The following is a 24,537-nucleotide window of genomic DNA, read 5'->3' on the forward strand; positions in this document are numbered from 1 at the left end:
TCAGTCCTCCGTCCGTCCGGACCGCAGCCGGGACGCGATGAGTTCCAGCAGGGCCTTGCCGTCGGCGTCGAGGTACATGTGGTCCCCGGGCACGTCCACGGCGGTGAACTCCGCACTGGTGGCCTCGCTCCAACGCCCCGCCGCCTCCGCGGAGACGAGGTGGTCGTCGACCCCGCGGACGGAGGTGATGGGGGCGGCCAACCGGCGGTCGGAGGCGGGCACGTACGCCTCGTGCATCTCGACGTCGGCGCGCAGCGCGGGCAGCAGCAGTTCGCGCATCTCGGGGATGTCGAAGGCGGGGTGCCGGTAGCCGGCGAACTCCTGGACGCGCGCGAGGAAGGCGTCGTCATCGAGGCCGGTGGCGCGCTCGGTGCGGCCGTTCCAGGGGCCCTGGGAGCCGCTGACGAAGAGGTGCACCACCGGGTGGGCGCCGTGGTCGGCGATCCGGAGCGCGAGTTCGTAGGCGAGGATCGCGCCGAGGCTGTGGCCGAAGACGGCCACGGGGCCGTCGCCGGCGGCGGCGAGGGCGGCGGGCAGCAGCCCCTCGGCGGCCTGGTGTACGTCGGTGTACGGGTCCTGGTCCACCAGGCGCTCCCGGCCGGGGAGTTGGATCGGTTTCACGTCCACGCCCTCGGTGCCGAAGGAGCGCCAGGGCATGTAGAAGCTGGCGCCGGCTCCGGCGAAGGGCAGGCACAGCAGGGGCAGGGCATGGGACATGGGGCTCATGGCTCCGTGGGGAAGTGCGTACGAGGACGGGATCGGTCCGTCACGAGGGGTCGCGCACCGGACTGCGGGGGCAGGTCCGGCGTGGTGTGGGCGTGGCGGGGCGGCCCGGACGATCCGGGCGAGGACGTGTCGGCTGTGAACCGGATTCCGTCTCGCGCAGATGAGGACAGCGGCCTGTCACCCCGGCCCCCCGTGCCGCTCGACGCCAGGATCATGCAACAGGCCACATCGGTTGTCGACCCGCTCCCGATGCGATAAGCGGCCGCTCGGCCCTAGCGCACGGACGCCTTCTTGGAAAGCGTCGGAGAAGGCGCCGGGCGGGATTATCGGCGGGCCTTTTTTGGGCCGATTCGGATATATGACCCCGGAATTGACGGCCCGTGGGGCCGGTCGTGTGGCGCACGCCTCTCCGGTTCCCGCGGCGCCGGTGTCGACGATCGGACGGGAACCCGTCCGGGCGGGGCCGGCCACCCCTCCGACCTCCGCACGATCCACCCGAACGGGTGTTCAGATGGCGAGACGAACACAGGGAACCGGCCAATGACCGTGCCGTGGGCGGCGGTCCGGCGGGTCGACGGGATGTCCCGCCGGCGGGACATCCGCGGCGGTGCGGATCGGCGCCGGGGGGCGGAGCCGGCCGTGGCCGGACAAGGCTCCCGGCGACACCCCCGACCAGGGCGGTCGACACGCCGAACGGTTCCGGAATCGCGGCCCGAGACGGGCGTCGGGCCGGGCGGATCCGGCCATCCGTCACGCAGGAGCCGCCTCAGGCGAGACCGGCAGGTCGGGTTCCGTTCCTGGCGTCCGGGCAGCTCCCCGGGGCCTTCCCGGCGCGCGGTGACAGGGGGTGGGCCGCCGCCGCGCCCGCCCCGGGGAACGCGTGGGAGCGGAGAACATGGAGTGCGGGCCGATCGTTTCGACAAATCCCCTGCCCGGCGCCGCGGACGGCGGGAAATGCGACGGAAGAAGGAACGGATCCCGGGACCGGTCCACGGATTCATGGCGGGCTGATGAATGGCGGCCGAGAAGTCTGGACCACAGCCCGATTTCGATGCGAAACTCCTTCCTGACCACAGTAATTGCCCATCCTCCGGGATGCGGCCGGTCCGCAGGGGACCACGCGAGACGGCCGTCCGCGCCACGGGATCCGCCCGTGCGCCCGGACCCGGCGACGCGACGGCACGGAGGTGCCGCGGGGGCTCCCCCGCCCCGGACCGGTTCGGCCGCGCCCGGGTGACGGGCCGGCGTCGCACGCCCGCGGCGGCGCCCCCACCCGGCAGGACGCGCCCGATGAAGCCCACCCGCTGCCCGCACCCCTCCCGGAACGCCCTGTTCCGGTCCGCCGGGCGGCCCGGGCCCACCGGGGGCGCAGCCGCCGGAGCCCCCCTCCCCCCAAGGTCGGAACGTCCCGGCCGCCCGGCCGCACGTCGGTCCGTCGCGGCCCCACCGCGCCCGACCGGCCCCTGACGACCCCGTCCGCCTTCCCCCAAGAGAAGTGACCTCGCATGGAGAAGCCCGCCGGTTCCACCGCACTCCGCACCGCGGCCCGTCCCGTGCTCGGCAACACGGCCCTGACCCGCCGTACCGGGCTCTCGCTGCCGGCGGACTTCACCCTGGCCGACTGGAAACGCTTCGGCAAGCACCTGTTCCTGATATCGGACTCCTCCAGCTGGTGGCTGGGCGACTGGCTCATCTTCGGCCAGGACATGTACCCGGGCCGCTACCGGCAGGCCATGGAGGAGACGGGGCTCGACTACAAGACCCTCCGCAACTACGCCTGGATCGCCCGCCGCTACCCCGCCCCCACCCGCCACCCCAAGCTGAGCGTCCAGCACCACGCCGAGGTGGCCTCCCTGGAGCCCGCCGAACGCGCCGCCTGGCTGGACCGCGCGGCCCGTGAGGGCTGGTCCCGCAACGCCCTGCGCCTGCACCTGCGCAAGGCCGCCTCCCTCGCCGCCGGGAGCGCGGAGTCCCGGACCGAGGAGATCCGGCTCCAGCTGCGCACCACCGCGGACCGGGAGGCCGTCTGGGCCGACGCGGCCGAGCGGTCCGGCCGGGACCTCGCCGAATGGATCATCCTCAGCCTGGACCGGGCGGCCGGTCAGGTCGCCGCCGGTCGCGAGGAACACGCCTGAGCGGGGGCACGGACCCGTCGGCGATCTTGCATAGGGTCGGATCTTCCGCAACCGCGGACCACCACCACGGCGTGGTGGTCCCTGGAAGATCCGTTACCCGAACTTGTCGAGGAGTTCCGTGCGCCTGCCCGCCGACCGTCGTCTCACCCTCGGTGCCACCGCCCTCGCGGTGGCGGCCGTCCTGGCCCCGGTCACCGTCGCCCACGCCGCCCCCGCCCCGGTCGCCCCCGCCGGCCGGCCCGCCGCCCAGGCCCCGGCCCCCGATCTGGCCGGGATCACCGCCGCCCTGAAGAACACCCTGGCCGCCGGCGCGCCCGGCGCCATGGCCCGCTACACGGGCCCCGGCGGGGTCGAGGTCCTCAAGGAGGGCGTGTCCGACCGCACCACGGGCGCGGCGATGAACTCGAAGGCCAAGTTCCGCATCGGCAGCGTCACCAAGACCTTCTCCACCGTGGTGCTGCTCCAGCTCGCGGGCGAGGGCAAGGTCGCCCTGGACGAGCCGGTCAACCGCTACCTGCCGGGTCTGCTGCCGGACGACCGGATCACCGTCCGGCACCTGCTCACGCACCGCAGCGGCCTGTCCGACTACACCAACGTCATGTTCGAGCACACGGTCCCCGGCTTCGAGGCCGTCCGCAACCGCGTGTTCACCTACCAGGAGCTGGTGGACCTCTCGCTCGCGGAGCCCCGCACCACCGAACCGGGCGTCTCCTACAAGTACTCCAACACCAACTTCGTCGTGGTCGGCATGCTCATCGAGAAGCTGACGGGCCGTCCGGTGGCCAAGGAGTACGAGCGCCGCATCATCAAGCCCCTGAAGCTCAAGAGCACCTCCTACGTGCACCCGAAGACGGCCATCAAGGGCGTGCACGCCCGCGGCTACCTGCACCCCGACGAGGCCGGCGCGCCCCTGGTGGACTCCACCGAGCAGACCGTCTCCTGGGCGCAGTCCGCCGGGGCGATGATCTCCTCCGAGGCCGACCTCAGCACCTTCGTCTCCGCGCTGGTCCGGGGCCGTCTGCTCAAGCCCGCCCAGCTGGACGCCATGCTCACCATGACGCCCACGGACACCACCAACACCCGCTTCTACGGGCTGGGCCTGCGCCGCTACGACCTGACCTGCGGCACCCAGGTCTACGGCCACACCGGCACCGTGCAGGGCTTCTACACCTACGCCTTCACCACCCGCGACGGCAAGCGCACCCTGGCCGCCATGGCCAACACCTCCAACCGCGGGGCCGCGAACACCGCCCTCGGCGGCACCCTGGAGGCGGCCTTCTGCGGCACGAAGCCCGCCAGGACCGGCCTGCGCCACGGCTTCGCCCCGGCGGCCCCGGCTCCGGCCGAGGCGGACCTGCCCGAGAACGGCTGATCCCCGACCTGACACAGTCCGGGGCCCGGTGCGGAGCGGTTCCCGCGCCGGGCCCCGGACCGTTCCCCGCCGATCCCCCGTCCGGTGCCCCCACCGGGCTCCGCCGCGCGGGGTCCCGGCCGGCGCACGCGCCGCCGCCTAGGCTTCCTCCGCGCAGGCCCGGAGCCCGCGCGGAGGAGGCGGCGGTCATGGCGGTGGACGAGCTCGACACCCGGATCCTGCGGCTGCTGATCGAGCGGCCGCGCACCAGCGTGCGGGAGTACGCCCGGCTGCTGGGCATCGCCCGCGGCACCGTGCAGGCGCGGCTGGACCGACTGGAGCGCACCGGGGTGATCACCGGGACCGGACCGGTCCTCTCCCCCGCCGCCCTCGGGCACCCGGTGCTGGCCTTCGTGCACGTCGAGGTCACCCAGGGGCACCTGGACGAGGTGGGCGAGGCCCTGGCGGGCGTCCCGGAGATCGTCGAAGCGTTCTCGATCACGGGGGGCGGGGACCTGCTGACCCGGGTCGTCGCCCGGGACAACGCCCACCTCGAAGACGTGATCCAGCAGCTCATCCGGCTGCCCGGAGTGGTCCGGACCCGCACCGAAATGGTCCTGCGCGAGCGCGTGCCGCACCGACTGCTGCCCCTCGTGGAGGCCGTGGGACGGACCGCCCGGAAATCCTGAGATGCTTGCGGTGGGGAAGCGCAGACACTGACAGATCCGGCAGGACGGGCACAGCGGATGATTTCTGTGATATTCGATCTCGACGGCACTCTCGTGGACAGCGAGCCGAACTACTACGCGTCGGGACGGCGCACCCTGGAGGCCCACGGGGTCTCCGGCTTCACCTGGGAGGACCACGCCGCCTTCATCGGCATCGGCACCCTGGAGACCCTGGAGGTCCTCCGCGAGCGCTACGGCATCGACGCCCCCGTGGAGCGGCTGCTGGAGCAGCAGAACGACGCCTACCTGGAACTGGCCCGGACCCGCACCGAGGTCTACCCCGAGATGCGGGCCCTGGTGGAGCGGCTGCGGGCCGAGGGCGTGCCCATGGCCGTGGCCTCCGGCTCCTCCCTGGCCGCCATCGAGGCGGTGCTCGCCGGCACCGGGCTGGACGCCCTGATCCCCACCGTGGTCTCCGCCGAGGAGGTCCCGCGCGGCAAGCCGGCCCCCGACGTCTTCCTGGAGGCGGCCCGCCAGCTCGGCGTCGAGCCGGCCGACTGCGTGGTCTTCGAGGACGCCGCCCCCGGCGTGCTGGCCGCCGAGGCGGCGGGCATGGCCTGCGTGGCCGTCCCGCACTCCCCCGAGGCCGCCGCCGACCCGGCCTTCGCCCGGGCCTCGCTGCTGTACCCCGAGGGGCAGGCCGGCTTCACCGCGGCGGCGGCCTACGCCTGGCTGGGCTCCCGGGTGCCGGCCCCCGGCAGCGGCAGGTAGACCAGCGCGGGCGTGCCCGTCTCCGGGTGCACCCCCACCCGGGCCCGGACCCCGTACACCTCCTCGACCAGTTCCTCGGTGAGCACCTCCGCAGGGGTGCCGCCCGCCACGATCCGCCCCGCCGCGAGCACGTACAGCCGGTCGCAGTGGGCCGCCGCCAGGTTCAGGTCGTGCAGCACCAGCAGTCCGGTCGCGGGGAGCCCCCGGACCAGCCCGAGGACCTCCAGCTGGTGTCGGACGTCGAGGTGGTTCGTGGGCTCGTCCAGGGCCAGCAGCCCCGGCTCCTGGACGAGCGCCCGCGCCACCAGGGCCCGCTGGCGCTCCCCGCCGGACAGCTCGTCGAAGCGCCGGTCGGCCAGTTCCCCGACCCCGGTCCGGGCCAGGGCCTCGACCACCAGCGCGCGGTCCGCGGGGCCGTCCTGCTCCCAGAAGCGCTTGTGCGGGCTGCGCCCCATGGCGACCACCTCGCGCACGGTCAGCCCCAGGGTGCCCTGGGCGTCCTGGGGCACCGCCGCCACCCGGCGGGCCCGCTCCCGGACCCCGAGCCCCGCGGCCTCCGCCCCGTCGAGCAGGATCCGGCCGCCCGTGGGGGCCAGGGCCCCGTAGACGCAGCGCAGCAGGGTGGTCTTGCCGCTGCCGTTCGGGCCGACCAGGCCCACCGTCTCCCCGGCGGCGGCCTCCAGGGACACCCCGTGCAGGAGGGTGTGCCCCCCGGTCTCGTACCGCAGGTCGCGCACGGCCAGGGTCACCGCCCCACCCGGGCGGGCGCCCGCTTCCGTCCCCTTCGTCATCCGGTGATCCCCTCGGTACGGGTGGACCGCCGCAGCATCCACAGGAAGAACGGGCCGCCCACCAGGGCGGTGACCACCCCGGCCGGCAGCTCCTCGGGGGCCGCAGCCATACGGGCCACCAGATCGGCCAGGGTCAGGAACAGCGCCCCGCCCAGCGCGGCCACCGGCAGCAGCGCCCGGTGCCCGGCGCCGACGGCCATCCGCGCGGCGTGCGGGACCATCAGCCCGACGAAGCCGATCGACCCGCTGTAGGCGACGAGCACGCCGACCACGAGCGAGGTCACCACGAACACCAGGGCCCGGAAGCGGCCGGTGTCCAGGCCCAGGGTGCGGGCGCCTTCCTCACCGGCGAGGAGCAGGTCCAGGGGCCGGGCCAGCGCGAGCAGGAGGGCGGTGCCGGCCAGCAGGGCGGCGGTCGGCAGGGCCAGCTCCTCCCAGCGCGCCCCGCCCAGCCCGCCCAGGGTCCAGAACATGATCGAGCGCATGGCCTCGGGCTCCGCGGAGACCACGAGGACCAGGCTGGTCACCGCGGACAGGATGTACTGCACGGAGACGCCGGCCAGGATGAGCCGGCCCGTGGTCATCCCGCCGCCCCGGCGGGCCAGGGCGTACACCAGGACCAGGGCGGCCGTGGAGCCCACGAACGCGGCCGCGGGCAGGACCAGGCTGGTGGCCAGGCCCGCCCCGAGACCGAGGACGATCACGGCCACGGCTCCCGCCGAGGCCCCCGAGGAGGCCCCGAGCAGGAACGGGTCGGCGAGCTGGTTGCGGACCAGGGCCTGGAGGACCGCCCCGGTGACCGCCAGCCCCGCGCCGACCACGGCGCCGAGCAGCACCCGGGGCAGCCGCACGTCCCAGACGATCGCGGCGAAGGCCCCGGTCCGCTCCCCCGAGGTGAGGATCCGCAGCACCTCGCCGGAGGGGATCCGGACCGGCCCGAGGGCCAGTCCGGCCACGGCGGAGGCGAGCAGCGCGGTGGTGAGCAGGAGCAGGGTCAGCGGGAGCCGGGGCAGGCGCCGCGTCACCGGGCGTCGGGGTGCAGCTGACCGGCCAGGCTCTCCACCGCGTCGGCCACGCGGACGCCGACGACGGCGGAGGACAGCGGCAGCACCACGAAGCGCTTGTTGCGGATCGCGGGGACGTCCTTGAGGGCCGGGTCCTTGAGGAGGCGGGCCTTCTTGGCGGCCACGGTGGTGCCGCCGTAGTCGTAGATGAGGACCACCTCGGGCTTGCGGGCGATCACCTGCTCCCAGGCGACGTCCCCGAAGGTGTCGTCGAGGTCGGCGAAGACGTTCCGGCCGCCCGCCAGGGAGACGATCTCGTTGCCGATGCCGCCGCCCCCGGAGGTGAACGCGGAGCCCTCACCGGAGTCGTAGACGAAGACGGCGGGGCGCGGGGCCTGCTTCAGGCGGGTCTGGACGGCGGCTATCCGGGAGCGTTCGCGGCCGATCAGCGCGGCTCCCTTGTCGGGCACGCCGAAGGTGCGGGCCACCTCGGTGATCTCCTGCTCCAGCTGGGGCAGTCCGACCTTGCCCTTGGTGCAGTACTCCACGCTGAGGCGGGTGTTGACGCCGATGCGCTGGAGTCCGGGGCGGTCGCGGCCGGCGGCCTTGTCGAAGGCGCTGGAGTAGCCGCCGTAGACGAAGTCCGGGTCGGCGCCGAGCAGGATCTCCTTGGAGGGGTACTCCTTGGCCAGCACCTTCGTGCCCTCGTAGGCGGCCCGGTACTCGGGCTTGATCGCGTCGTCGAGGTAGGCGGTGCCCGCGATCCGGTCCTGAAGACCGAGGGCCAGGAGGATCTCGGTGGCGTGCTGGTTCATGGTGACGGCGCGGGCCGGCGGGGCCTTGAAGGTGGTGCTCACCCCGCAGTTGTCCACGGTGTACGGGAATCCGGCCGCGGCGGCGGGGGCGCCGGACGCGGGTCCGGCGGCTTCCTTCGGGTCCGCCCCGCCGCAGGCGGCGAGGGGGGTGAGGAGGGCGGCGCACACCAGTGCGCGCAGGGTTGCGCGGGATCGCGACATGACGGCCTCTCCGGGGGATCCGCGTCCCCTGGTCGGTGTTCGTGCGGAAAGGGCGGCGCGTCAGTGTCTGACTCCCGGCGGGCGCGGTGGGGCCGCGTGCCGCCGGTCACAGTGGCGGGACCGTGCCGGGTTCACACCGGCTTCCTGACCTGCGCCGCCTTGGTTGGCGGGGTCAGTCTGCCAGACGGTCCGGCGGGGGTCCGGGGCGGTCCGGGAAGATCCCGCGACCCCCGCAGGTTGGTAGAACCGTGAACGAATTCCTGGGAGTGCGGGCACCGGACGGGACCGTCCGGGCGGTGGACGTGGTCGTGATCGGCGCCGGCCAGGCGGGGCTGTCCGCCGCCTACCACTTGCGGCGGACGGGCTTCGAACCGGGCCGGGACTTCGTGGTGTTGGACCACGCCCCGGCGCCCGGCGGCGCGTGGCAGTTCCGTTGGCCTTCGTTGACCTACGGCAAGGTGCACGGGATGCACGCGCTGCCGGGGATGGAGCTGACGGGCGCGGACCCGGACCGGCCCTCCAGCGAGGTGATCGGCGACTACTTCGCGGAGTACGAGCGGGCCTTCGGGCTGGGCGTGCTGCGGCCGGTGGACGTGCGGGCGGTCCGTGAGGGTGGGGACGGGCGGCTGCGGGTGGAGTCCTCGGCCGGGACCTGGGCGGCGCGGGCCGTGATCAACGCCACCGGGACCTGGGACCGCCCGTTCTGGCCCCGCTATCCGGGTCAGGAGACCTTCCGCGGCCGGCAGTTGCACACCGCGGACTATCCGGGCCCGGAGGGGTTCGCCGGGGCGCGGGTGCTCGTGGTGGGCGGGGGGAGTTCGGCGGTGCAGCACCTTCTGGAGGTGGCCGACGTCGCCGCGTCCACGGTGTGGGTGACGCGGACGCCCCCGGTGTTCCACGAGGGTCCCTTCGGGGAGGCCGAAGGGCGGGCCGCGGTGGCCATGGTCGAGGAGCGGGTGCGGCGGGGCCTGCCGCCGCGCAGCGTGGTCTCGGTGACGGGACTGCTGGTGGACGGGGCGGTGCGCCGGGGCCTGGAGAGCGGCGTACTGGACCGGCGCCCGCCCTTCGAGCGGATCACTCCCACCGGGGTGGTGTGGCCGGACGGCACCCGGGCGGAGGTCGACGTGATCCTGTGGGCCACCGGGTTCCGGGCGGCCGTGGACCACCTGGCCCCCCTGCGGCTGCGGGAGCCGGGCGGGGGGATCCGGGTGGAGGGCACGCGTGCGGTGCGGGAGGAGCGGCTGCACCTGGTGGGGTACGGGCCTTCGGCGAGCACCGTCGGCGCCAACCGGGCCGGGCGGGCCGCGGTGCGGGAGATCGGGCGGCTGCTGGGCCGCGAGCGGACGGCCCTCGCCGCCTGACCGGGCCGTGCCCGGCGCCCGGTCAGGTCAGGTCAGGTCAGGTCAGGTCTTGCGTGCCGCGGCCCGCAGGCGGTTGAACTCGGCCACGTGCTTGAGGTGTTCCCGGTAGGTGGCGGAGAAACGGGTGTCGCCGGGTTTGACGGTGACGAAGAAGAGCCAGTTGCCGGGGGTGGGGGCCACCGAGGCCCGGAGGGCGTCCATGCCGGGGCTGTCGATGGGGGTGGGCGGGAGGCCCTGCCGGGAGTAGGTGTTGAAGGGGTGGTCGATGCGGGTGTCGGCCAGGCTGGTGTCCACGGTGCGCTTGCCGAGGGCGTAGTGGAGGGTCGAGTCCATCTGGAGGGGCATGGACTTGGCGAGCCGGTTGTGGATGACCCGGGCCACCTTCCCCATGTCGGCGGGGGTGTCGGCCTCCGCCTGCACGATGCTGGCGAGGGTCGCGGTCTGGTAGGGGGTCATGCCGAGGGACGCGGCCGCGTCGGAGAGCGGGCGGGCGGCGAGCCGGCGGTGCGTGGTGTCCACCATGTAGGCGAGGAGGCCGTCGGCCGTGCTGCGGGAGGTCACCGGGTAGGTGGCCGGGAAGAGGTAGCCCTCCGGGTTGCCCTTGGCTTCGGCGGGCAGGGCCAGGCCGGCCTTGGAGGCGGCGGTGCGGGCCGTGCCGGGGGCCAGCTTCAGCTCCCGGTCGAGTGCTTCGTAGACCTGGCCGGCCCGCCAGCCCTCGGGGATGAGCAGGCGGCGGGGCTGTTCGGGGGTCTCGTCCCGGAGGAGGCCCGGCAGGAGCAGGGCCGTCACGGTCAGGGCGAGGACGGCTCCGAGGAAGGCGGCCAGGCGGCCGCGGCGGGTGAGCCGGACGCGGCGGCGCGGGGATCGGTACTCACGACGCATACCGGCACGCTAACCGGACTGATCGCTCTCTTCGGTCACCACCACAGTTTTCCGGTCATACGATCACACGGATGCCGGGCGCGGAGGTGGTACTCAGGTGGCGGCGGGTGCGGTGGCGGGGACCATCCGGGCGTCCCGTCGGACGAGGGCCGCGTACCGACCGTCCGCGTCGAGGAGCTCTTGGTGCGTGCCGCGTTCGGCGATGCGACCGGCGTCGAGGACGACGATCTGGTCGGCCTCGCGGACCGTGGAGAGGCGGTGCGCGATGGTGATGGTGGTCCGGCCCCGGGAAAGGGCGTCGATGGCCTGCTGTACGGCCTGCTCGGTGCGGGTGTCCAGGGCGCTGGTGGCCTCGTCCAGGATGAGCACGGGGGGATCGCGCAGGATGGTCCGGGCGATGGCCAGGCGCTGCTTCTCGCCTCCGGAGAAGCGGTAGCCGCGCTCTCCGACCAGGGTGTCGTAGCCCTGCGGGAGGGCCGCGATGTGCTCGTGGATCTGGGCGGCGCGGGCGGCCTCGGCTATCTCCTCGTCGGTCGCGTCGGGCTTGGCGAAGCGCAGGTTGTCGGACACGGAGGCGTGGAAGAGGTAGGTCTCCTGGGAGACCACGCCCACGGACCGGGCCAGGGAGGCGAAGTCGAGGTCCCGTACGTCCACGCCGTCCAGGGTGACCCGGCCGCCGGTGACGTCGTACAGCCGCGGGACCAGGTAGCTGAGGGTGGACTTGCCGGAGCCGGTGGCGCCCACCACGGCCAGCGAGGTGCCCGCGGGGACGGCGATGTCGATGCCGTCCAGGGTGGGGCGGGGCTGACCGGGCTCGTAGCCGAAGTCGACGTTCTCGAAGCGCACCTCGCCCTTGGCCCGCTCCAGCCGCACCGGGTCGGGGCGCTCGGTGATCTCCACGGGCAGGTCGAGGTATTCGAAGACCCGGGCGAAGAGGGCGAGGGAGCTCTGGATCTGCACGCCGGTGGAGAGCAGGCTCACCGCGGGCCGGAACAGCCCCTGCTGGAGGGTGACGAAGGCGACGAGGGTGCCCACCGAGAGGGCCGGGGCCCCGGACTGGAGGGCGATGCCCGCGGCCCAGTAGATCAGTGCGGGCATGGCCGCCATCACGATGCCGATGGTGGACATCCGCCACCGCCCGGCCATGCTGGAGCGGACCTCCAGGTCGACCAGCTTCTCGGACTCCTCGGAGAAGGAGCGGGTGAGGGAGTCGGCGCGGCCCATGGTGCGGCCGAGCAGGATGCCGCTGACGGAGAGCGATTCGGTGACGGTGGCCGCCATGGCCGCCATCTGCTTCTGGCGCTGCGTGGTGATCTTCTTGCGCTCGTCGCCGACCCGCCTGCTGATCCACACGAACACGGGCAGCAGGAGCAGGGAGACCGCGGTGAGCCGCCAGTCGAGGGCGAGCATGGCGATGACGGTGGCCACCACGGCGGTGAAGTTGGAGACCAGGGAGGTGGCGGTGGAGGTCACGGTGGCCTGCATGCCGCCTATGTCGTTGGCGATCCGCGACTGCACCTCCCCGGTGCGGGTACGCGTGAAGAAGGCCAGCGGCATCTGCTGGAGCCGGGCGTACACGGCGGTGCGCAGGTCGTGCATGACCCGCTGGCCGACCGTGGTCGAGATGAGCGTCTGCAGCACGCCGAAGACGCTCGTGACCACCGCCGTGAGGATCATCCCCAGGGCGAGCAGGCTCAGCAGCCCGGTGCGCCCTTCGGGGATGGCGGTGTCGAGGATCTCCTTCAACAGGAAGGGCGAGGCCACCCCGACGAGCGAGGAGGCTCCGACGAGCAGGCCGACGAGGGCCAAGCGGGCGCGGTAGGGGCGGAACAGCCGCGTGATGCGGCGGAGCTCGCGCGGCGGCGCTTCGGGGGCCGGGCGGCTCGGGTCGAGGGGAACGGACGACGGGGTCCAGACGGGGCCATCGGGGCGCATGCGCCTCCTCAGTGACGACGGTGTCGATGTATTGATGGTATTGAAGTCGCTGGTGTCGAAGGTGGCCGTGACGGCGCGCACCCGGACGCGACATCACTGAGCTTAGTTCATTGTTACCTATCTTCACAATGAACGGGGTCCTGATATCGTTCCCGCATGACCTCCGCTCCCGTCCCGGTCCCGCCCGGCCCCGCCGATCCGGACGGCGGACTGCTCGCCGAGCAGCTGCTGCGGGTCACCCGCCGCCTGCACCGCATCCAGAAGCGACAGCTGGAACCCCTCGGGATCACTCCCGCACAGTCCCGCCTGCTCCGCACGGTGGCGCACTGCCCGGAGCCCCCGCGGATGGCCGATCTGGCGGCCCGCCTGGAGGTGGTGCCCCGCGCGGTGACGAGCCTGGTCGACGGGCTGGAGGCGGCGGACTGCGTGCGGCGCGCCCCCGACGCGGCCAACCGCCGGGTGGTCCGGGTGGAGCTCACCGACACCGGCCGCGCCACGCTGAGGCAGCTGCGCAGCGCGCGCCGGGAGGCCGCAGAGGAGATCCTGGCACCGTTGACCGCCGACCAACGCGAACTGCTCGGCGGGCTGCTGACGGCTCTGGCCGAAGGGTCCGGGCCCCGCTGCTGAGAAGGTGAGGGCCGCCATGCCGCTGCTGGAGCCGAAGCCCGGAGCGCTGCGTCCGCGGTCCGTGGCGGGCCCTTCGCCCGACCGGGTGCCCGAGTGGCTGGCCGGCGGCACCCCCGAGGAGCTGCGCACCGAGCTGACCGCGCTGCTGGGGCCCGAGAAGGTCCTGTGGAAGGTCTCCGACCTGGTCCGGTACGCCTCGGACGCCTCCCCGTACCGCTTCGTGCCGCAGGTGGTGGTGGTCGCCGAGGACCTCGACGACGTCTCGGCGGTGCTCTCCTACGCCCAGGGCCGGCAGCGCGAGGTGGTCTTCCGGGCGGCCGGGACCTCCCTCAACGGACAGGCCCAGGGCGAGGACATCCTCGTGGACGTGCGGCGGCACTGGTCCGGCGTGGAGGTGGAGGACGGCGGGCTGCGGGCCCGGATCCGGCCCGGCACCACGGTCTTCCGCGCCAACACCGCCCTCGCCCCGCACGGCCGCGTCCTGGGCCCCGACCCGGCCAGCGCCGTGGCCTGCACCATCGGCGGGGTCGTCGCCAACAACGCCTCCGGCATGACCGCGGGCACCACCCGCAACTCCTACCGCACCGTCTCCTCGCTGACCTTCGTACTGCCGAGCGGCACCGTCGTGGACACCGCCGACCCGCTCGCCGACGAGGAACTGGCCCGGGCCGAACCGGCCCTGTGCGAGGGCCTGCTCGCGGTGAAGGCGGAGATCGAGGCGGACCCGGAGCTGACCGCCCGGATCCGGAGCAAGTACGAGATCAAGAACACCAACGGCTACCGCCTCGACGCCTATCTGGACGGGGTCACCCCGGTAGAGATCCTGCGCGGGCTGATGGTGGGCTCCGAGGGCACCCTCGGCTTCCTGTCCGAGGTCGTCTTCGACACGCTGCCCCTGGACCGGCTGGTCCGGACCGGCCTGCTGTTCTTCCCCTCCCTGCCCGCCGCCGCGGCGGCCGTCCCCCTCTTCAACGAGGCGGGGGCCCTGGCCGTCGAGCTGATGGACGGCAACACGCTGCGCGCCTCGGTGAGCGTGCCCGGCGTGCCCGCCGACTGGGCCGGACTGCCCCGCGACACCACCGCCCTGCTCGTGGAGTTCCGGGCCCCGGACGAGGCCGCCCTGCGCGCGTACGAACAACGGGCCGCCGAGGTCGTCGAGGGGCTGGAGCTCGTGGCGCCGGTACCCTCCGTCACCAACGCCTTCACCTCCGACCCGGCCGTGGTCGCCGGCTACTGGAAGACCCGCAAGGCGTTCGTGACGGCCGTGGGCGGGGCCCGGGAACCCGGAACCACCCTGATCACCGAGGACTTCGCGGTGCCCCCCGCCCGGCTCGCGGAAGCCTGCGGGGCCCTCCTGGAACTCCAGGCCCGGCACGGGTTCGACGCGGCCGTCGCGGGCCACGCCGCCCACGGCAACCTGCACTTCCTGCTGGCCTTCGACGCGGCCCGGCCCGCCGACGTGGCCCGGTACGACGCGTTCATGGCGGAGTTCTGCCGCCTGACCGTCGAGCGCTTCGACGGGTCCCTCAAGGCCGAGCACGCCACCGGCCGCAACATCGCCCCCTTCCTGGAGCTGGAGTGGGGGCCCCGGGCCACCGAACTGATGTGGCGCACCAAGGGCATCATCGACCCGCACGGGGTACTCGCCCCGCGGATCGTGCTGGACCGGGACCCGCGGGCGCACCTGCGCGGGCTGAAGACCATCCCCCGGGTGGAGGCCCTGGCCGACCCCTGCATCGAGTGCGGGTTCTGCGAGCCGACCTGCCCCAGCGAGGACCTGACGACCACCCCGCGGCAGCGGATCGTGCTCCGCCGGGAGATGCTCCGCCAGAACCCCGGCTCCCCCGTCCTGGACCGGCTGTTGGAGGCGTACGGGTACGACGCCGTCGACACCTGCGCCGGGGACTCCACCTGCAAGCTGGCCTGCCCCGTCGGCATCGACACCGGTGCCCTGATGAAGGAGTTCCGGCACCGCCGGCACAGCGACCGCGAGGAACGGACGGCCGCGCTGACGGCACGGCACTTCAAGGCGGTGGAGACCTCGGCCCGGCTGGCCGTGGCCGCCGCGGACACCCTGACGGCCCGGCTCGGCGACGCCCCGCTGAGCGCCGTGACGGCCGCCGCCCGCAAGCTCGTGCGGCCCGACCTGGTCCCCCAGTGGCTGCCCCAGATCCCGGGGGCCGCGTCCCGCGCACTGCCCCCCACCGAGCGGACCGGGGCGCACGCCGTGTACTACCCGGCCTGCGTGAACCGCATCTTCGGCGGTCCCGGTCCGGAAGCCGGCGGCGAGGAGGCGGGCCCCTCGCTCGCCGAGGCCGTGGTGGCCGTGTCGGCACGGGCCGGTCGCCCCGTGTGGATCCCGCCGGACCTCACCGGCACCTGCTGCTCCACCATCTGGCACTCCAAGGGGTACGAGGCCGGCACCCGCCTGATGGCCGACCGGATCGTGGAGGCCGCCTGGGGCTGGACCGCGGGCGGCCGGCTGCCGCTCGTCGTCGACGCCTCTTCCTGCACCCTGGGCATCGCCCACGAGGTGGTGCCCTACCTGTCGGCGGACAACCGCGCCCTGCACGCCGAACTGACCGTGGTGGACTCGGTGGTGTGGGCCGCCGAGGAACTGCTGCCCCGGCTGGAGGTGCGGCGGCGGGTGGGCTCCGCCGTCCTGCACCCCACCTGCTCCATGCGGCACCTCGGCGTGGAGGAACAGCTGCGGGAGGTGGCCGCGGCCTGCGCGGAAGAGGTCGTCGTGCCCCAGGAGGCGGGTTGCTGCGCCTTCGCCGGGGACCGGGGAATGCTGCATCCGGAGCTCACCGCCTCGGCCACGGCCCGGGAGGCGGCCGAGGTGCGGGCCCGCCCCTTCGACGCGCACCTGTCCGCGAACCGCATGTGCGAGGTCGGCATGGACCGTGCCACCGGACGCGGCTACCGCTCGGTGCTCCTCGAACTGGAACGCGCGACCCGCCCGTGAACGCGCGCCGCACGCACTCCCGCCGGGACCCGTACGGGGCCTGAGGGACAGCCGGGCAGGGAGCGGATGCGGGGGCCCCAACCAGGACATCACCGTGGAAATTCGATTGCACCGGGCGGATCCGGAAGGCGAACCTGACTCGGTTCGGACCCCTCATCGAGTCATGGGACGTCATGCAGATCAGCGATCTTCCGTATCCGGATCCCGGAGTGCCCGATGTGCGTTCGGGCCCCCGGTTCCTCTGGTGGCTGGGCCGCAACCAGCTGGGCGGTCAACTCAAGAGCCTGGCCTGGGGACTGCTGCACCACGCGGGTGTGGCCGGTCTGCCGCTGGCGGTGGGCCTGGGCGTGGAAGCGGTGGTGGACGGCGACGGCGGCCGGCTGGCCCGGGTCGGCGCCCTGGTGCTGCTGCTGGGCGTGGCGATCACCCTCGGTGACACCATGCTGCACCGAACCGCCGTCACCAACTGGATCACCGCGGCGGCCCGGGTCCAGCAGCTGCTGGCCGGGAAGACCGCCGAACTGGGCGCCGCGCTGACCCGGCGGGTGGCCGCGGGCGAGGTGGTGGCCGTCTCCACGGGCGACGTGGAGAAGATCGGCTGGTTCGTGGAGGCCGTGTCCCGGTTCCTGGCGGCCGCGGTGACCATCCTCGCCGTGTGCGCGGGCCTGCTCTTCTTCGCGCCCTCGCTGGGCGTGGTCGTGGCCGTCGGGGTGCCGGTGCTGGCGCTGGCGGTGCTGCCGCTGCTGCCCCGGGCCACCCGCCGGGCCGACGTGCAGCGGGAGAAGGCCGGCCGGGCCACCGAGCTGGCCTCGGACACCGTGGCGGGCCTGCGGGTGCTGCGCGGCATCGGCGGCGAGGAGCTGTTCCTGGGCCGCTACCGCGCGGCCTCCCAGGAGGTGCGGCAGGCGGCCGTGCACAGTGCCCGGATGTGGGCGCTGATCTCGGCCGTGCAGGTGCTGCTGCCCGCGCTGCTCATGCTGGCCGTGGTGGTGTACGGGGCGCGGTTGGCGCTGGACGGCCGGGTCTCGGTCGGGGAGCTGGTCACCGTGTTCAGCACGGTGGCGCTGCTCATGTACCCGCTCCAGCGGGTGGAGGAGATCGCGATGGCGTATTCCTTCTCGCGGCCGTCCGCGCAGCGGGCCGCCCGGGTGCTCGCGCTGACCCGCACCGAGGAGCCGGCGGCCGGAACCGGGGGCGGATCCGTGTCCGCGGAGCCGGCCGGGGCGGTGCCGGTGGTGCCCGCGGGCGGGGACCTGTACGACCCCGAGTCGGGTCTTTCGGCCCCCGCGGGCCGGTTCACGGCCGTGGTGTGCGGGGACCCGGACCTGGCCGGGCGGTTGGCCGACCGGCTGGGCGGTCATCCTCCGGAGGAGCCGGACGGCCCGTCGGCCCTGCTGGGCGGGGTCCCGCTGGGCGAGCTGCCGCTGGAGACGGCCCGGACCTGGGTGCTGGTGCAGGACAAGGACCCGGTGCTGCTGTCGGGCACCCTGCGCGAGCTGTTCGACGTGCCCGCCTCGGGTGCGGTACCGCCGGAGCGGGCCCTGGACGCGGCCCGGTGCGGGGACGTCCTGGACGCCCTCGCGCAGGCGGCGCCGGAGGGGGTCGAGGACGTGATGGACGCGCGGATCACCGAGCGGGGCCGGTCCCTGTCGGGCGGCCAGCGGCAGCGCCTGGCCCTGGCCCGCTCGCTGGTGACGGACCCGGAGGTGCTGGTGCTGGACGAGCCGACCTCCGCGGTGGACTCGCACACGGAGGCACGGATCGCGGAGGGCGTGGCGGCCCTGCGCAAGGGCCGCACCACCGTGGTGCTGTCCTCGTCGCCGCTGCTCCTGGACCGCGCGGACCGGGTGGTGCTGGTGCACGGGGGCCGGGCGGTCGCGGAGGGCACCCACCGGGAGCTGTTGGCCGGGGAGCCCCGCTACCGGGCGGTGGTGACCCGCGAGACCGACGAGGAGCAGCGGGTGGCCCGCACGGGCCCGCGGTCGGCGGCGGGCACCGCGGTGAAGGACCTTCAGGAACTCTCTGACATCGAGGAGTCGGCATGATCGGCGTGGCGCCGCCGCAGTACGACCCGGCGGCCCCCGAAACGGCGGCCACCCTGCCGGTGGGGGCACCGGCGACGGTACGGACGTACGTGCGCGGTCTGATGCGGCGGCACCGCAGGGCCTTCGTGCTCCTGGTGTCGGCGAACGCGGTGGCCGTGGTGGCCTCGATGGTGGGCCCGTACCTGCTGGGTCGGGTGGTGGACGACCTGGCGGCGGGGGTCCGGGAGCTGCACCTGGGTCGGGTGGCCCTGCTGTTCGCGGTGGCGGTCGTCGCGCAGGCGGTGTTCACGCGGATGACGCGGCTGCGCGGGGCGATGCTCGGCGAGGAGATGCTGGCCGACCTGCGCGAGGACTTCCTCGTCCGGTCGGTGGCGCTGCCCCCGGGGGTGCTGGAACGGGCCGGTACGGGTGACCTGCTGTCGCGGATCACCACCGACGTGGACCGGCTGGCCAACGCCATGCGGGAGGCCGTGCCGCAGCTGGCCATCGGCGTGGTCTGGGCCGGGCTGCTCTTCGGGGCGCTCGCGGTGACGGCCCCGCCGCTGGCTCTGGCCGCGCTGGTGGCGCTGCCGGTGCTGGTGTGGGGCTGCCGCTGGTACTTCCGGCGGGCCCCCTCGGCCTACCGGTCGGAGGCGGCGGGGTACGCGGCGGTCGCGGCGGCCCTGACCGAGACGGTGGACGCGGGCCGCACGGTGGAGGCGCACCGGCTGGGCCGCCGCCGGATCGCGCTGTCGGAGCGGCGGATCCGGGAGTGGACGGCCTGGGAGCGGTACACGCTGTTCCTGCGGTCGGTGCTGTTCCCCGTCATCAACGTCACCTACGTGACCATCCTCGGCGCGGTGCTGATGATCGGGGGGTACTGCGTGATCCGGGGCTGGATGACGGTGGGGCAGCTGACCACCGGGGCCCTGTTGGCGCAGATGATGGTGGACCCGATCGGGCTGATCCTGCGCTGGTACGACGAGCTCCAGATCGCTCAGGTGTCGATCGCTCGGCTGGTGGGCGTGCGGGACATCGAGCCGGACGCCGGTGACCCGGCGGTCGCCCCGGCGGGCCGTGAGGTCCGGGCCGAGGAGGTCCGCTTCGGGTACCGGGAGGGCGTGGACGTGCTGCACCGGGTCTCGATGGAGGTGCCGCCGGGGACCCGGATGGCCCTGGTGGGTCCGTCGGGCGCGGGGAAGTCCACGCTCGGCCGGCTGCTGGCGGGGATCTACGCCCCGCGGTCGGGCGAGATCACGCTGGGCGGGGCGCGGCTGTCGGAGATGCCGGCGGAGGGGGTCCGGGCGCACGTGGCGCTGGTGAACCAGGAGCACCACGTGTTCGTGGGCAGTCTGCGGGACAACCTGCGGCTGGCCCGGGCCGGTGCCGAGGACGCCGAGCTGTGGGCCTCGCTGGGCGCGGTGGACGCGGAGGGCTGGGCGCGGGCCCTGCCGGAGGGTCTGGACACCGAGGTGGGTTCGGGCGGTACGGCCCTGACCCCGGCGCAGGCGCAGCAGATCGCGCTGGCGCGGTTGGTGCTGGCGGATCCGCACACGCTGGTGCTGGACGAGGCAACCTCGCTGCTGGACCCGCGGGCGGCCCGGCACCTGGAGCGGTCGCTGGCGCGGGTGCTGGACGGGCGGACGGTGATCGCGATCGCCCACCGGCTGCACACGGCTCACGACGCCGACGTCATCGCGGTGGTGGAGGAGGGGCGGATCAGCGAGCTGGGCAGCCACGAGGAGCTGGTCGCCGCGGACGGCCCGTACGCGGCGCTGTGGCGGTCCTGGCACGGCTGATCCCCGCCCGCACCGGCCCCGCCCCCCCCGGTATCGGCCCCGCCCCCGTCCCTCTCGGGCGGGGACGGGGCCGGTGGCCGGGCCCGCTTTCGGGCGCTGAGCGCCGGACGCTAGGAGAGGTAGCCGAGGGCGGAGGCTCCGCCGACGCCGCCCAGGACCATGAACACCGGCATCAGCACCTTCAGCTCCACCCAGCTGCCCGCCCGGAACCGCATGGCCTTGGGCGGGCCGAGGGGGTACCAGCGCTTGCCCGCGATGGGGATCGGCCACAGGACCGGGCAGCCGGACACGGTCAGGGCGTCGCCGATGTCGTGGACGAGGGCGCCGAGCACGATGGGCAGGCCCAGCCACAGGTACTCCTGGCCGGGGGCGGTGAACAGCCAGTCGGCGCCGTTGCCCGGCTTGTCGAGGACCCCGGCGAGGATCCAGGCGCTGGTGGCGCCGAGCAGCCACACCAGGATGTCGCTGGACATCCGGGCGGCCTTCCACAGCAGGCCCTCCACGGCCAGCACCAGGTGCACGAAGAGCAGGGCGAGCACCCCCCAGCGGCCGGCCGTCACGGCCAGGGCCGAGGCCCCGGCTCCGATCAGGACGGCCCAGAGCCAGGTGTGGGTGAGGGTGCGGTGGCCGCCGGACCGGCGCGGGTCACGGGTGGTGCGGGTGGCCTTGTAGACGGCGTAGGAGACCTTGTCGACGACCTCGCAGAGCACCCGGGAGACGGGGCCGAAGGCGCGGGAGATCGTCGCCGACTTGTGGTCGAGGTCCGGAGCGAGCGCGGCGCCCGCGCAGATCAGTGCTCCGACGACGAGGACCGGCCAGGGCATCGGGCGGTCGGCGGCGGCCATGGCAGCGCCCACCCCCAGCCAGGCAGCCGCGCCGGACAGGGAGTGTGCCGGTCCCATCATGCTCGTTCCCGCCCCAGGTCTGTGGTGTCCGGGCCCCGTCGACGGATTCGGTCGGGCCCGTTCGACGGCACAGCGTACCGCCGGTGATCTTCGTACGACCCCGCCGGTTGCCTCTTCCGTACGGAAGCCAGGCAAGATGGGGGGCGTGACCCTCATTGATCAGCTGCCGCCGACCGCCGACCCCGACGCCCTCTTCGAGGCTTTCTCCTCGTGGGCCGAGGACCAGGGCATCTCCCTGTACCCGGCTCAGGAAGAGGCCCTGATCGAGGTGGTCTCCGGGGCCAACGTGATCCTGTCCACCCCCACGGGCTCCGGGAAGAGCCTGGTGGCGGCCGGGGCGCACTTCACGGCCCTCGCCCAGGACAAGGTCACCTTCTACACGGCGCCCATCAAGGCGCTGGTGTCGGAGAAGTTCTTCGACCTGTGCAAGCTCTTCGGAACCGAGAACGTCGGCATGCTCACCGGCGACGCCTCCGTGAACGCCGACGCGCCCATCATCTGCTGCACCGCCGAGGTGCTGGCCTCCATCGCCCTGCGCGACGGCCGGCACGCCGACATCGGCCAGGTCGTGATGGACGAGTTCCACTTCTACGCCGAGCCGGACCGGGGCTGGGCCTGGCAGATCCCGCTGCTGGAACTGCCACAGGCGCAGTTCGTCCTCATGTCGGCCACCCTCGGCGACGTGAAGCGCTTCGAGGAGGACCTGACCCGGCGGACCGGCCGTCCGACCTCGGTGGTGCGCTCCGCCACCCGGCCCGTGCCGCTGTCCTACGAGTACGTGACCACGCCGATCACGGACACCATCACGGAGCTCTTGGACACCCGTCAGGCGCCGGTGTACATCGTGCACTTCACCCAGGCGCAGGCGGTGGAGCGGGCGCAGTCCCTGATGAGCATCAACATGTGCTCGCGGGAGGAGAAGGACCGGATCAGCGAGCTGATCGGCAACTTCCGCTTCACCACCAAGTTCGGCCGGAACCTGTCCCGGTACGTGAAGCACGGCATCGGCGTGCACCACGCGGGCATGCTCCCGAAGTACCGGCGGCTGGTGGAGAAGCTGGCCCAGGCCGGTCTGCTGAAGGTCATCTGCGGCACGGACACCCTGGGCGTGGGCGTGAACGTGCCGATCCGGACGGTGCTCTTCACGGCGCTCACCAAGTACGACGGCAACCGCGTCCGGACCCTGCGGGCGCGGGAGTTCCACCAGATCGCGGGCCGGGCGGGCCGGGCCGGGTTCGACACGGCCGGGTTCGTGGTGGCGCAGGCCCCCGAGCACGTCATCGAGAACGAGAAGGCGCTGGCCAAGGCCGGGGACGACCCGAAGAAGCGCCGCAAGGTGGTCCGCAAGAAGGCCCCCGAGGGCTTCGTGGCCTGGAGCGACGCCACCTTCGAGAAGCTGATCGCCGCCGACCCCGAACCGCTGACCTCCCGCTTCAAGGTCACCAACATCATGCTCCTGTCGGTGATCGCGCGGCCCGGAAACGCCTTCGAGGCCATGCGCCGACTGTTGGAGGACAACCACGAGCCGCGCAAGAACCAGCTCCGGCACATCCGCCGCGCCATCGCGATCTACCGTTCGCTGCTGGACGGCGGGGTCGTGGAGCAGCTCGACGCCCCCGACGCCGAGGGCCGCACGATCCGGCTGACCGTGGACCTCCAGCAGGACTTCGCGCTGAACCAGCCGCTGTCCACCTTCGCCCTGGCCTCCTTCGAGCTGCTGGACCCGGAGTCGCCGTCCTACGCCCTGGACATGGTCTCCGTGGTGGAGTCCACCCTGGACGACCCGCGGCAGATCCTCGCGGCCCAGCAGAACAAGGCCCGCGGCGAGGCCGTCGGCGCGATGAAGGCCGACGGGATCGAGTACGAGGAGCGCATGGAGCGGCTCCAGGACGTCACCTACCCGAAGCCGCTGGAAGAGCTCCTGCTGCACGCCTACGACGTGTACCGCAAGAGCCACCCGTGGGTGGGCGACCACCCGGTCTCCCCGAAGTCGATCATCCGTGACATGTACGAGCGGGCCCTGACCTTCACGGAGTTCACCTCCCACTACGAACTGGCCCGTACCGAGGGCATCGTCCTGCGGTACCTGGCGAGCGCCTACAAGGCCCTGGACCACACCATCCCCGACGACCTGAAGTCGGAGGACCTGGAGGACCTGATCGCCTGGCTCGGCGAGATGGTCCGGCAGGTGGACTCCAGCCTGCTCGACGAGTGGGAGCAGCTGGCGAACCCCGAGGAGGAGACCGCCGAGCAGGCGGTGGAGAAGGCCGACCAGGTCAAGCCGGTCACGGCCAACGCCCGCGCCTTCCGGGTGCTGGTCCGCAACGCCATGTTCCGTCGGGTCGAGCTGGCGGCCCTGGACCACGTCGGGGAGCTGGGCGAGCTGGACGGGGAGTCCGGCTGGGACGCGGACCGGTGGGGCGAGGCCATGGACGCCTACTGGGACGAGTACGAGGACCTGGGCACCGGCCCCGACGCCCGCGGTCCCAAGCTGCTCATGATCGAGGAGGACGCCGAGCACGGGCTGTGGCGCGTCCGCCAGACCTTCGCCGACCCGAACGGCGACCATGACTGGGGCATCAGCGCCGAGGTCGACCTGGCCGCCTCCGACGAGGAGGGCCGCGCCGTGGTGCGGGTCACCTCGGTCGGACAGCTGTGAGAGCGGAGGAGACGGGATGACGACGAACCCGGCCGAGAGACTGGTCGACCTGCTCGACCTGGAGCAGATCGAGGTCAACATCTTCCGGGGCCGCAGTCCGCTGGAATCCCTCCAGCGGGTCTTCGGCGGGCAGGTCGCGGGCCAGGCCCTGGTGGCCGCGGGCCGCACCACGGAAGGGGACCGGCCGGTCCACTCCCTGCACGCGTACTTCCTGCGCCCGGGCATCCCGGGCGTGCCGATCGTGTACCAGGTGGAGCGGGTCCGCGACGGGCGGTCCTTCACCACCCGGCGGGTCACCGCGGTCCAGCAGGGCAAGACCATCTTCAACCTCACCGCCTCCTTCCATCAGCCGGAGGAGGGCAGCATCGAGCACCAGCTGCCTCCCCGGCAGGACTTCCCTCACCCGGAGGGCCTCCCGAAGGTCGCCGACGAGATCCGCGAGCACCTGGGCGCGCTGCCCGAGGCGCTGGAGCGGATGGCCCGCCGGCAGCCCTTCGACATCCGTTACGTGGACCGGCTCCGGTGGACCCCGGAGGAGCTGAAGGACGCCGATCCGCGGAGCGCGGTGTGGATGCGTGCCGTCGGCCCGCTGGGCGACGACCCGTTGGTGCACACCTGCGCGCTCACCTACGCCAGTGACATGACCCTCCTCGATGCCGTGCGCATCCCCGTGGAGCCGCTGTGGGGGGTGCGCGGTTTCGACATGGCCTCCCTGGACCACGCCATGTGGTTCCACCGGCCCTTCCGGGCCGACGAGTGGTTCCTGTACGACCAGGAGTCCCCGATCGCGCACGGCGGCCGGGGCCTGGCCCGCGGCCGCATCTACGACCTGGAGGGCCGCCTCTTGGTGTCCGTGGTCCAGGAGGGCCTGTTCCGCCCGTACGCCGCCGCCGAACCGACGAAGGGATGACCCGG

The 24,537-nt window shown here is 73.5% G+C and carries 18 protein-coding genes and 1 riboswitch; of the genes, 11 read left to right on the forward strand and 7 right to left on the reverse strand.

Annotation, left to right across the window (positions count from 1 at the left end):
- Entirely contained in the window at positions 1-726 is a 726-nt protein-coding gene (locus ABTZ17_RS06350; RefSeq protein ID WP_352194346.1) for a thioesterase II family protein, read from the reverse strand.
- Positions 727-2,231: 1,505 nt separating this feature from the next.
- Here ABTZ17_RS06350 and ABTZ17_RS06355 point away from each other — a divergent pair.
- The 4 genes from ABTZ17_RS06355 (at position 2,232) to ABTZ17_RS06370 (ending at position 5,651) form a co-directional block, all read left to right on the forward strand.
- Complete coding sequence (locus ABTZ17_RS06355; RefSeq protein ID WP_352194347.1) at positions 2,232-2,861, forward strand: LmbU family transcriptional regulator; 630 nt, start codon at positions 2,232-2,234, stop codon at positions 2,859-2,861.
- A gap of 118 nt (positions 2,862-2,979) precedes the next feature.
- Positions 2,980-4,233 carry a serine hydrolase domain-containing protein gene (locus ABTZ17_RS06360; protein WP_352194348.1) on the forward strand — a complete coding sequence of 418 codons (1,254 nt, stop codon included), beginning with the start codon at positions 2,980-2,982 and terminating at the stop codon, positions 4,231-4,233.
- Positions 4,234-4,421: 188 nt separating this feature from the next.
- The gene (locus tag ABTZ17_RS06365) at positions 4,422-4,901 is read left to right on the forward strand and encodes an Lrp/AsnC family transcriptional regulator (RefSeq protein WP_352194349.1); all 480 of its coding nucleotides are present in this window, start codon (positions 4,422-4,424) and stop codon (positions 4,899-4,901) included.
- 57 nt (positions 4,902-4,958) lie between these two features.
- On the forward strand, positions 4,959-5,651 hold the full coding sequence (locus ABTZ17_RS06370; protein WP_352194350.1) for an HAD family hydrolase: 693 nt from the start codon (positions 4,959-4,961) through the stop codon (positions 5,649-5,651).
- On the opposite strand, the gene ABTZ17_RS06375 is transcribed toward ABTZ17_RS06370, so the two are convergent.
- Genes ABTZ17_RS06375 through ABTZ17_RS06385 form a run of 3 tightly spaced genes read right to left on the reverse strand, consistent with a single transcriptional unit; the run spans position 5,603 to position 8,462 of the window.
- Positions 5,603-6,442, reverse strand: coding sequence for an ABC transporter ATP-binding protein (locus ABTZ17_RS06375; RefSeq protein WP_352194351.1), 840 nt, complete (start codon positions 6,440-6,442; stop codon positions 5,603-5,605). The genes ABTZ17_RS06370 and ABTZ17_RS06375 overlap by 49 nt on opposite strands.
- Complete coding sequence (locus ABTZ17_RS06380; protein ID WP_352194352.1) at positions 6,439-7,467, reverse strand: FecCD family ABC transporter permease; 1,029 nt, start codon at positions 7,465-7,467, stop codon at positions 6,439-6,441. The genes ABTZ17_RS06375 and ABTZ17_RS06380 overlap by 4 nt, the downstream gene beginning before the upstream one ends.
- Positions 7,464-8,462 (reverse strand): ABC transporter substrate-binding protein, encoded by a 999-nt coding sequence (locus ABTZ17_RS06385; RefSeq protein ID WP_352194353.1) that lies wholly within the window; start codon positions 8,460-8,462, stop codon positions 7,464-7,466. Before ABTZ17_RS06385 ends, ABTZ17_RS06380 begins: the two co-directional genes overlap by 4 nt.
- 61 nt (positions 8,463-8,523) lie before the next feature.
- A riboswitch (cobalamin riboswitch) is annotated at positions 8,524-8,609 on the reverse strand.
- Positions 8,610-8,710: 101 nt separating this feature from the next.
- Between ABTZ17_RS06385 and ABTZ17_RS06390 the strand changes: the two genes are divergently transcribed.
- Positions 8,711-9,823, forward strand: a complete 1,113-nt coding sequence (locus tag ABTZ17_RS06390; protein WP_352194354.1) for an NAD(P)-binding domain-containing protein — start codon at positions 8,711-8,713, stop codon at positions 9,821-9,823.
- Positions 9,824-9,865: 42 nt separating this feature from the next.
- Here the strand turns inward: ABTZ17_RS06390 and mltG are convergent, their stop codons facing one another.
- Both mltG and ABTZ17_RS06400 read right to left on the reverse strand, forming a co-directional pair.
- The gene (gene mltG, locus ABTZ17_RS06395) at positions 9,866-10,705 is read right to left on the reverse strand and encodes an endolytic transglycosylase MltG (protein WP_352194355.1); all 840 of its coding nucleotides are present in this window, start codon (positions 10,703-10,705) and stop codon (positions 9,866-9,868) included.
- A 93-nt stretch (positions 10,706-10,798) separates the two neighbouring features.
- Positions 10,799-12,640 carry an ABC transporter ATP-binding protein gene (locus ABTZ17_RS06400; protein ID WP_352194356.1) on the reverse strand — a complete coding sequence of 614 codons (1,842 nt, stop codon included), beginning with the start codon at positions 12,638-12,640 and terminating at the stop codon, positions 10,799-10,801.
- Positions 12,641-12,796: 156 nt separating this feature from the next.
- Here ABTZ17_RS06400 and ABTZ17_RS06405 point away from each other — a divergent pair, with 156 nt between their 5' ends.
- The 4 genes from ABTZ17_RS06405 (at position 12,797) to ABTZ17_RS06420 (ending at position 20,058) form a co-directional block, all read left to right on the forward strand.
- Positions 12,797-13,267 carry a MarR family winged helix-turn-helix transcriptional regulator gene (locus tag ABTZ17_RS06405; protein ID WP_352194357.1) on the forward strand — a complete coding sequence of 157 codons (471 nt, stop codon included), beginning with the start codon at positions 12,797-12,799 and terminating at the stop codon, positions 13,265-13,267.
- A gap of 16 nt (positions 13,268-13,283) precedes the next feature.
- A complete protein-coding gene (locus ABTZ17_RS06410; RefSeq protein ID WP_352194358.1) occupies positions 13,284-16,235 on the forward strand; it encodes an FAD-binding and (Fe-S)-binding domain-containing protein in 2,952 nt (983 codons plus the stop codon).
- A 173-nt stretch (positions 16,236-16,408) separates the two neighbouring features.
- Positions 16,409-18,280, forward strand: a complete 1,872-nt coding sequence (locus ABTZ17_RS06415) for an ABC transporter ATP-binding protein (protein ID WP_352194359.1) — start codon at positions 16,409-16,411, stop codon at positions 18,278-18,280.
- Positions 18,277-20,058, forward strand: a complete 1,782-nt coding sequence (locus ABTZ17_RS06420) for an ABC transporter ATP-binding protein (RefSeq protein ID WP_352194360.1) — start codon at positions 18,277-18,279, stop codon at positions 20,056-20,058. The genes ABTZ17_RS06415 and ABTZ17_RS06420 overlap by 4 nt, the downstream gene beginning before the upstream one ends.
- A 110-nt stretch (positions 20,059-20,168) precedes the next feature.
- Here the strand turns inward: ABTZ17_RS06420 and ABTZ17_RS06425 are convergent, their stop codons facing one another.
- Positions 20,169-20,963, reverse strand: coding sequence for a metal-dependent hydrolase (locus tag ABTZ17_RS06425; protein WP_352194361.1), 795 nt, complete (start codon positions 20,961-20,963; stop codon positions 20,169-20,171).
- A 145-nt stretch (positions 20,964-21,108) separates the two neighbouring features.
- On the opposite strand from ABTZ17_RS06425, the gene ABTZ17_RS06430 reads away from it, so the two are divergent.
- Together ABTZ17_RS06430 and ABTZ17_RS06435 are read left to right on the forward strand one after the other, a co-directional pair.
- Complete coding sequence (locus ABTZ17_RS06430) at positions 21,109-23,622, forward strand: DEAD/DEAH box helicase (protein ID WP_352194362.1); 2,514 nt, start codon at positions 21,109-21,111, stop codon at positions 23,620-23,622.
- Between the two features lie 16 nt (positions 23,623-23,638).
- Complete coding sequence (locus ABTZ17_RS06435; RefSeq protein WP_352194363.1) at positions 23,639-24,532, forward strand: acyl-CoA thioesterase; 894 nt, start codon at positions 23,639-23,641, stop codon at positions 24,530-24,532.
- The last annotated feature ends 5 nt before the right edge of the window (positions 24,533-24,537 follow it).

Source organism: Streptomyces sp. NPDC097619 (assembly GCF_040302735.1).
Lineage (GTDB): Bacteria > Actinomycetota > Actinomycetes > Streptomycetales > Streptomycetaceae > Streptomyces.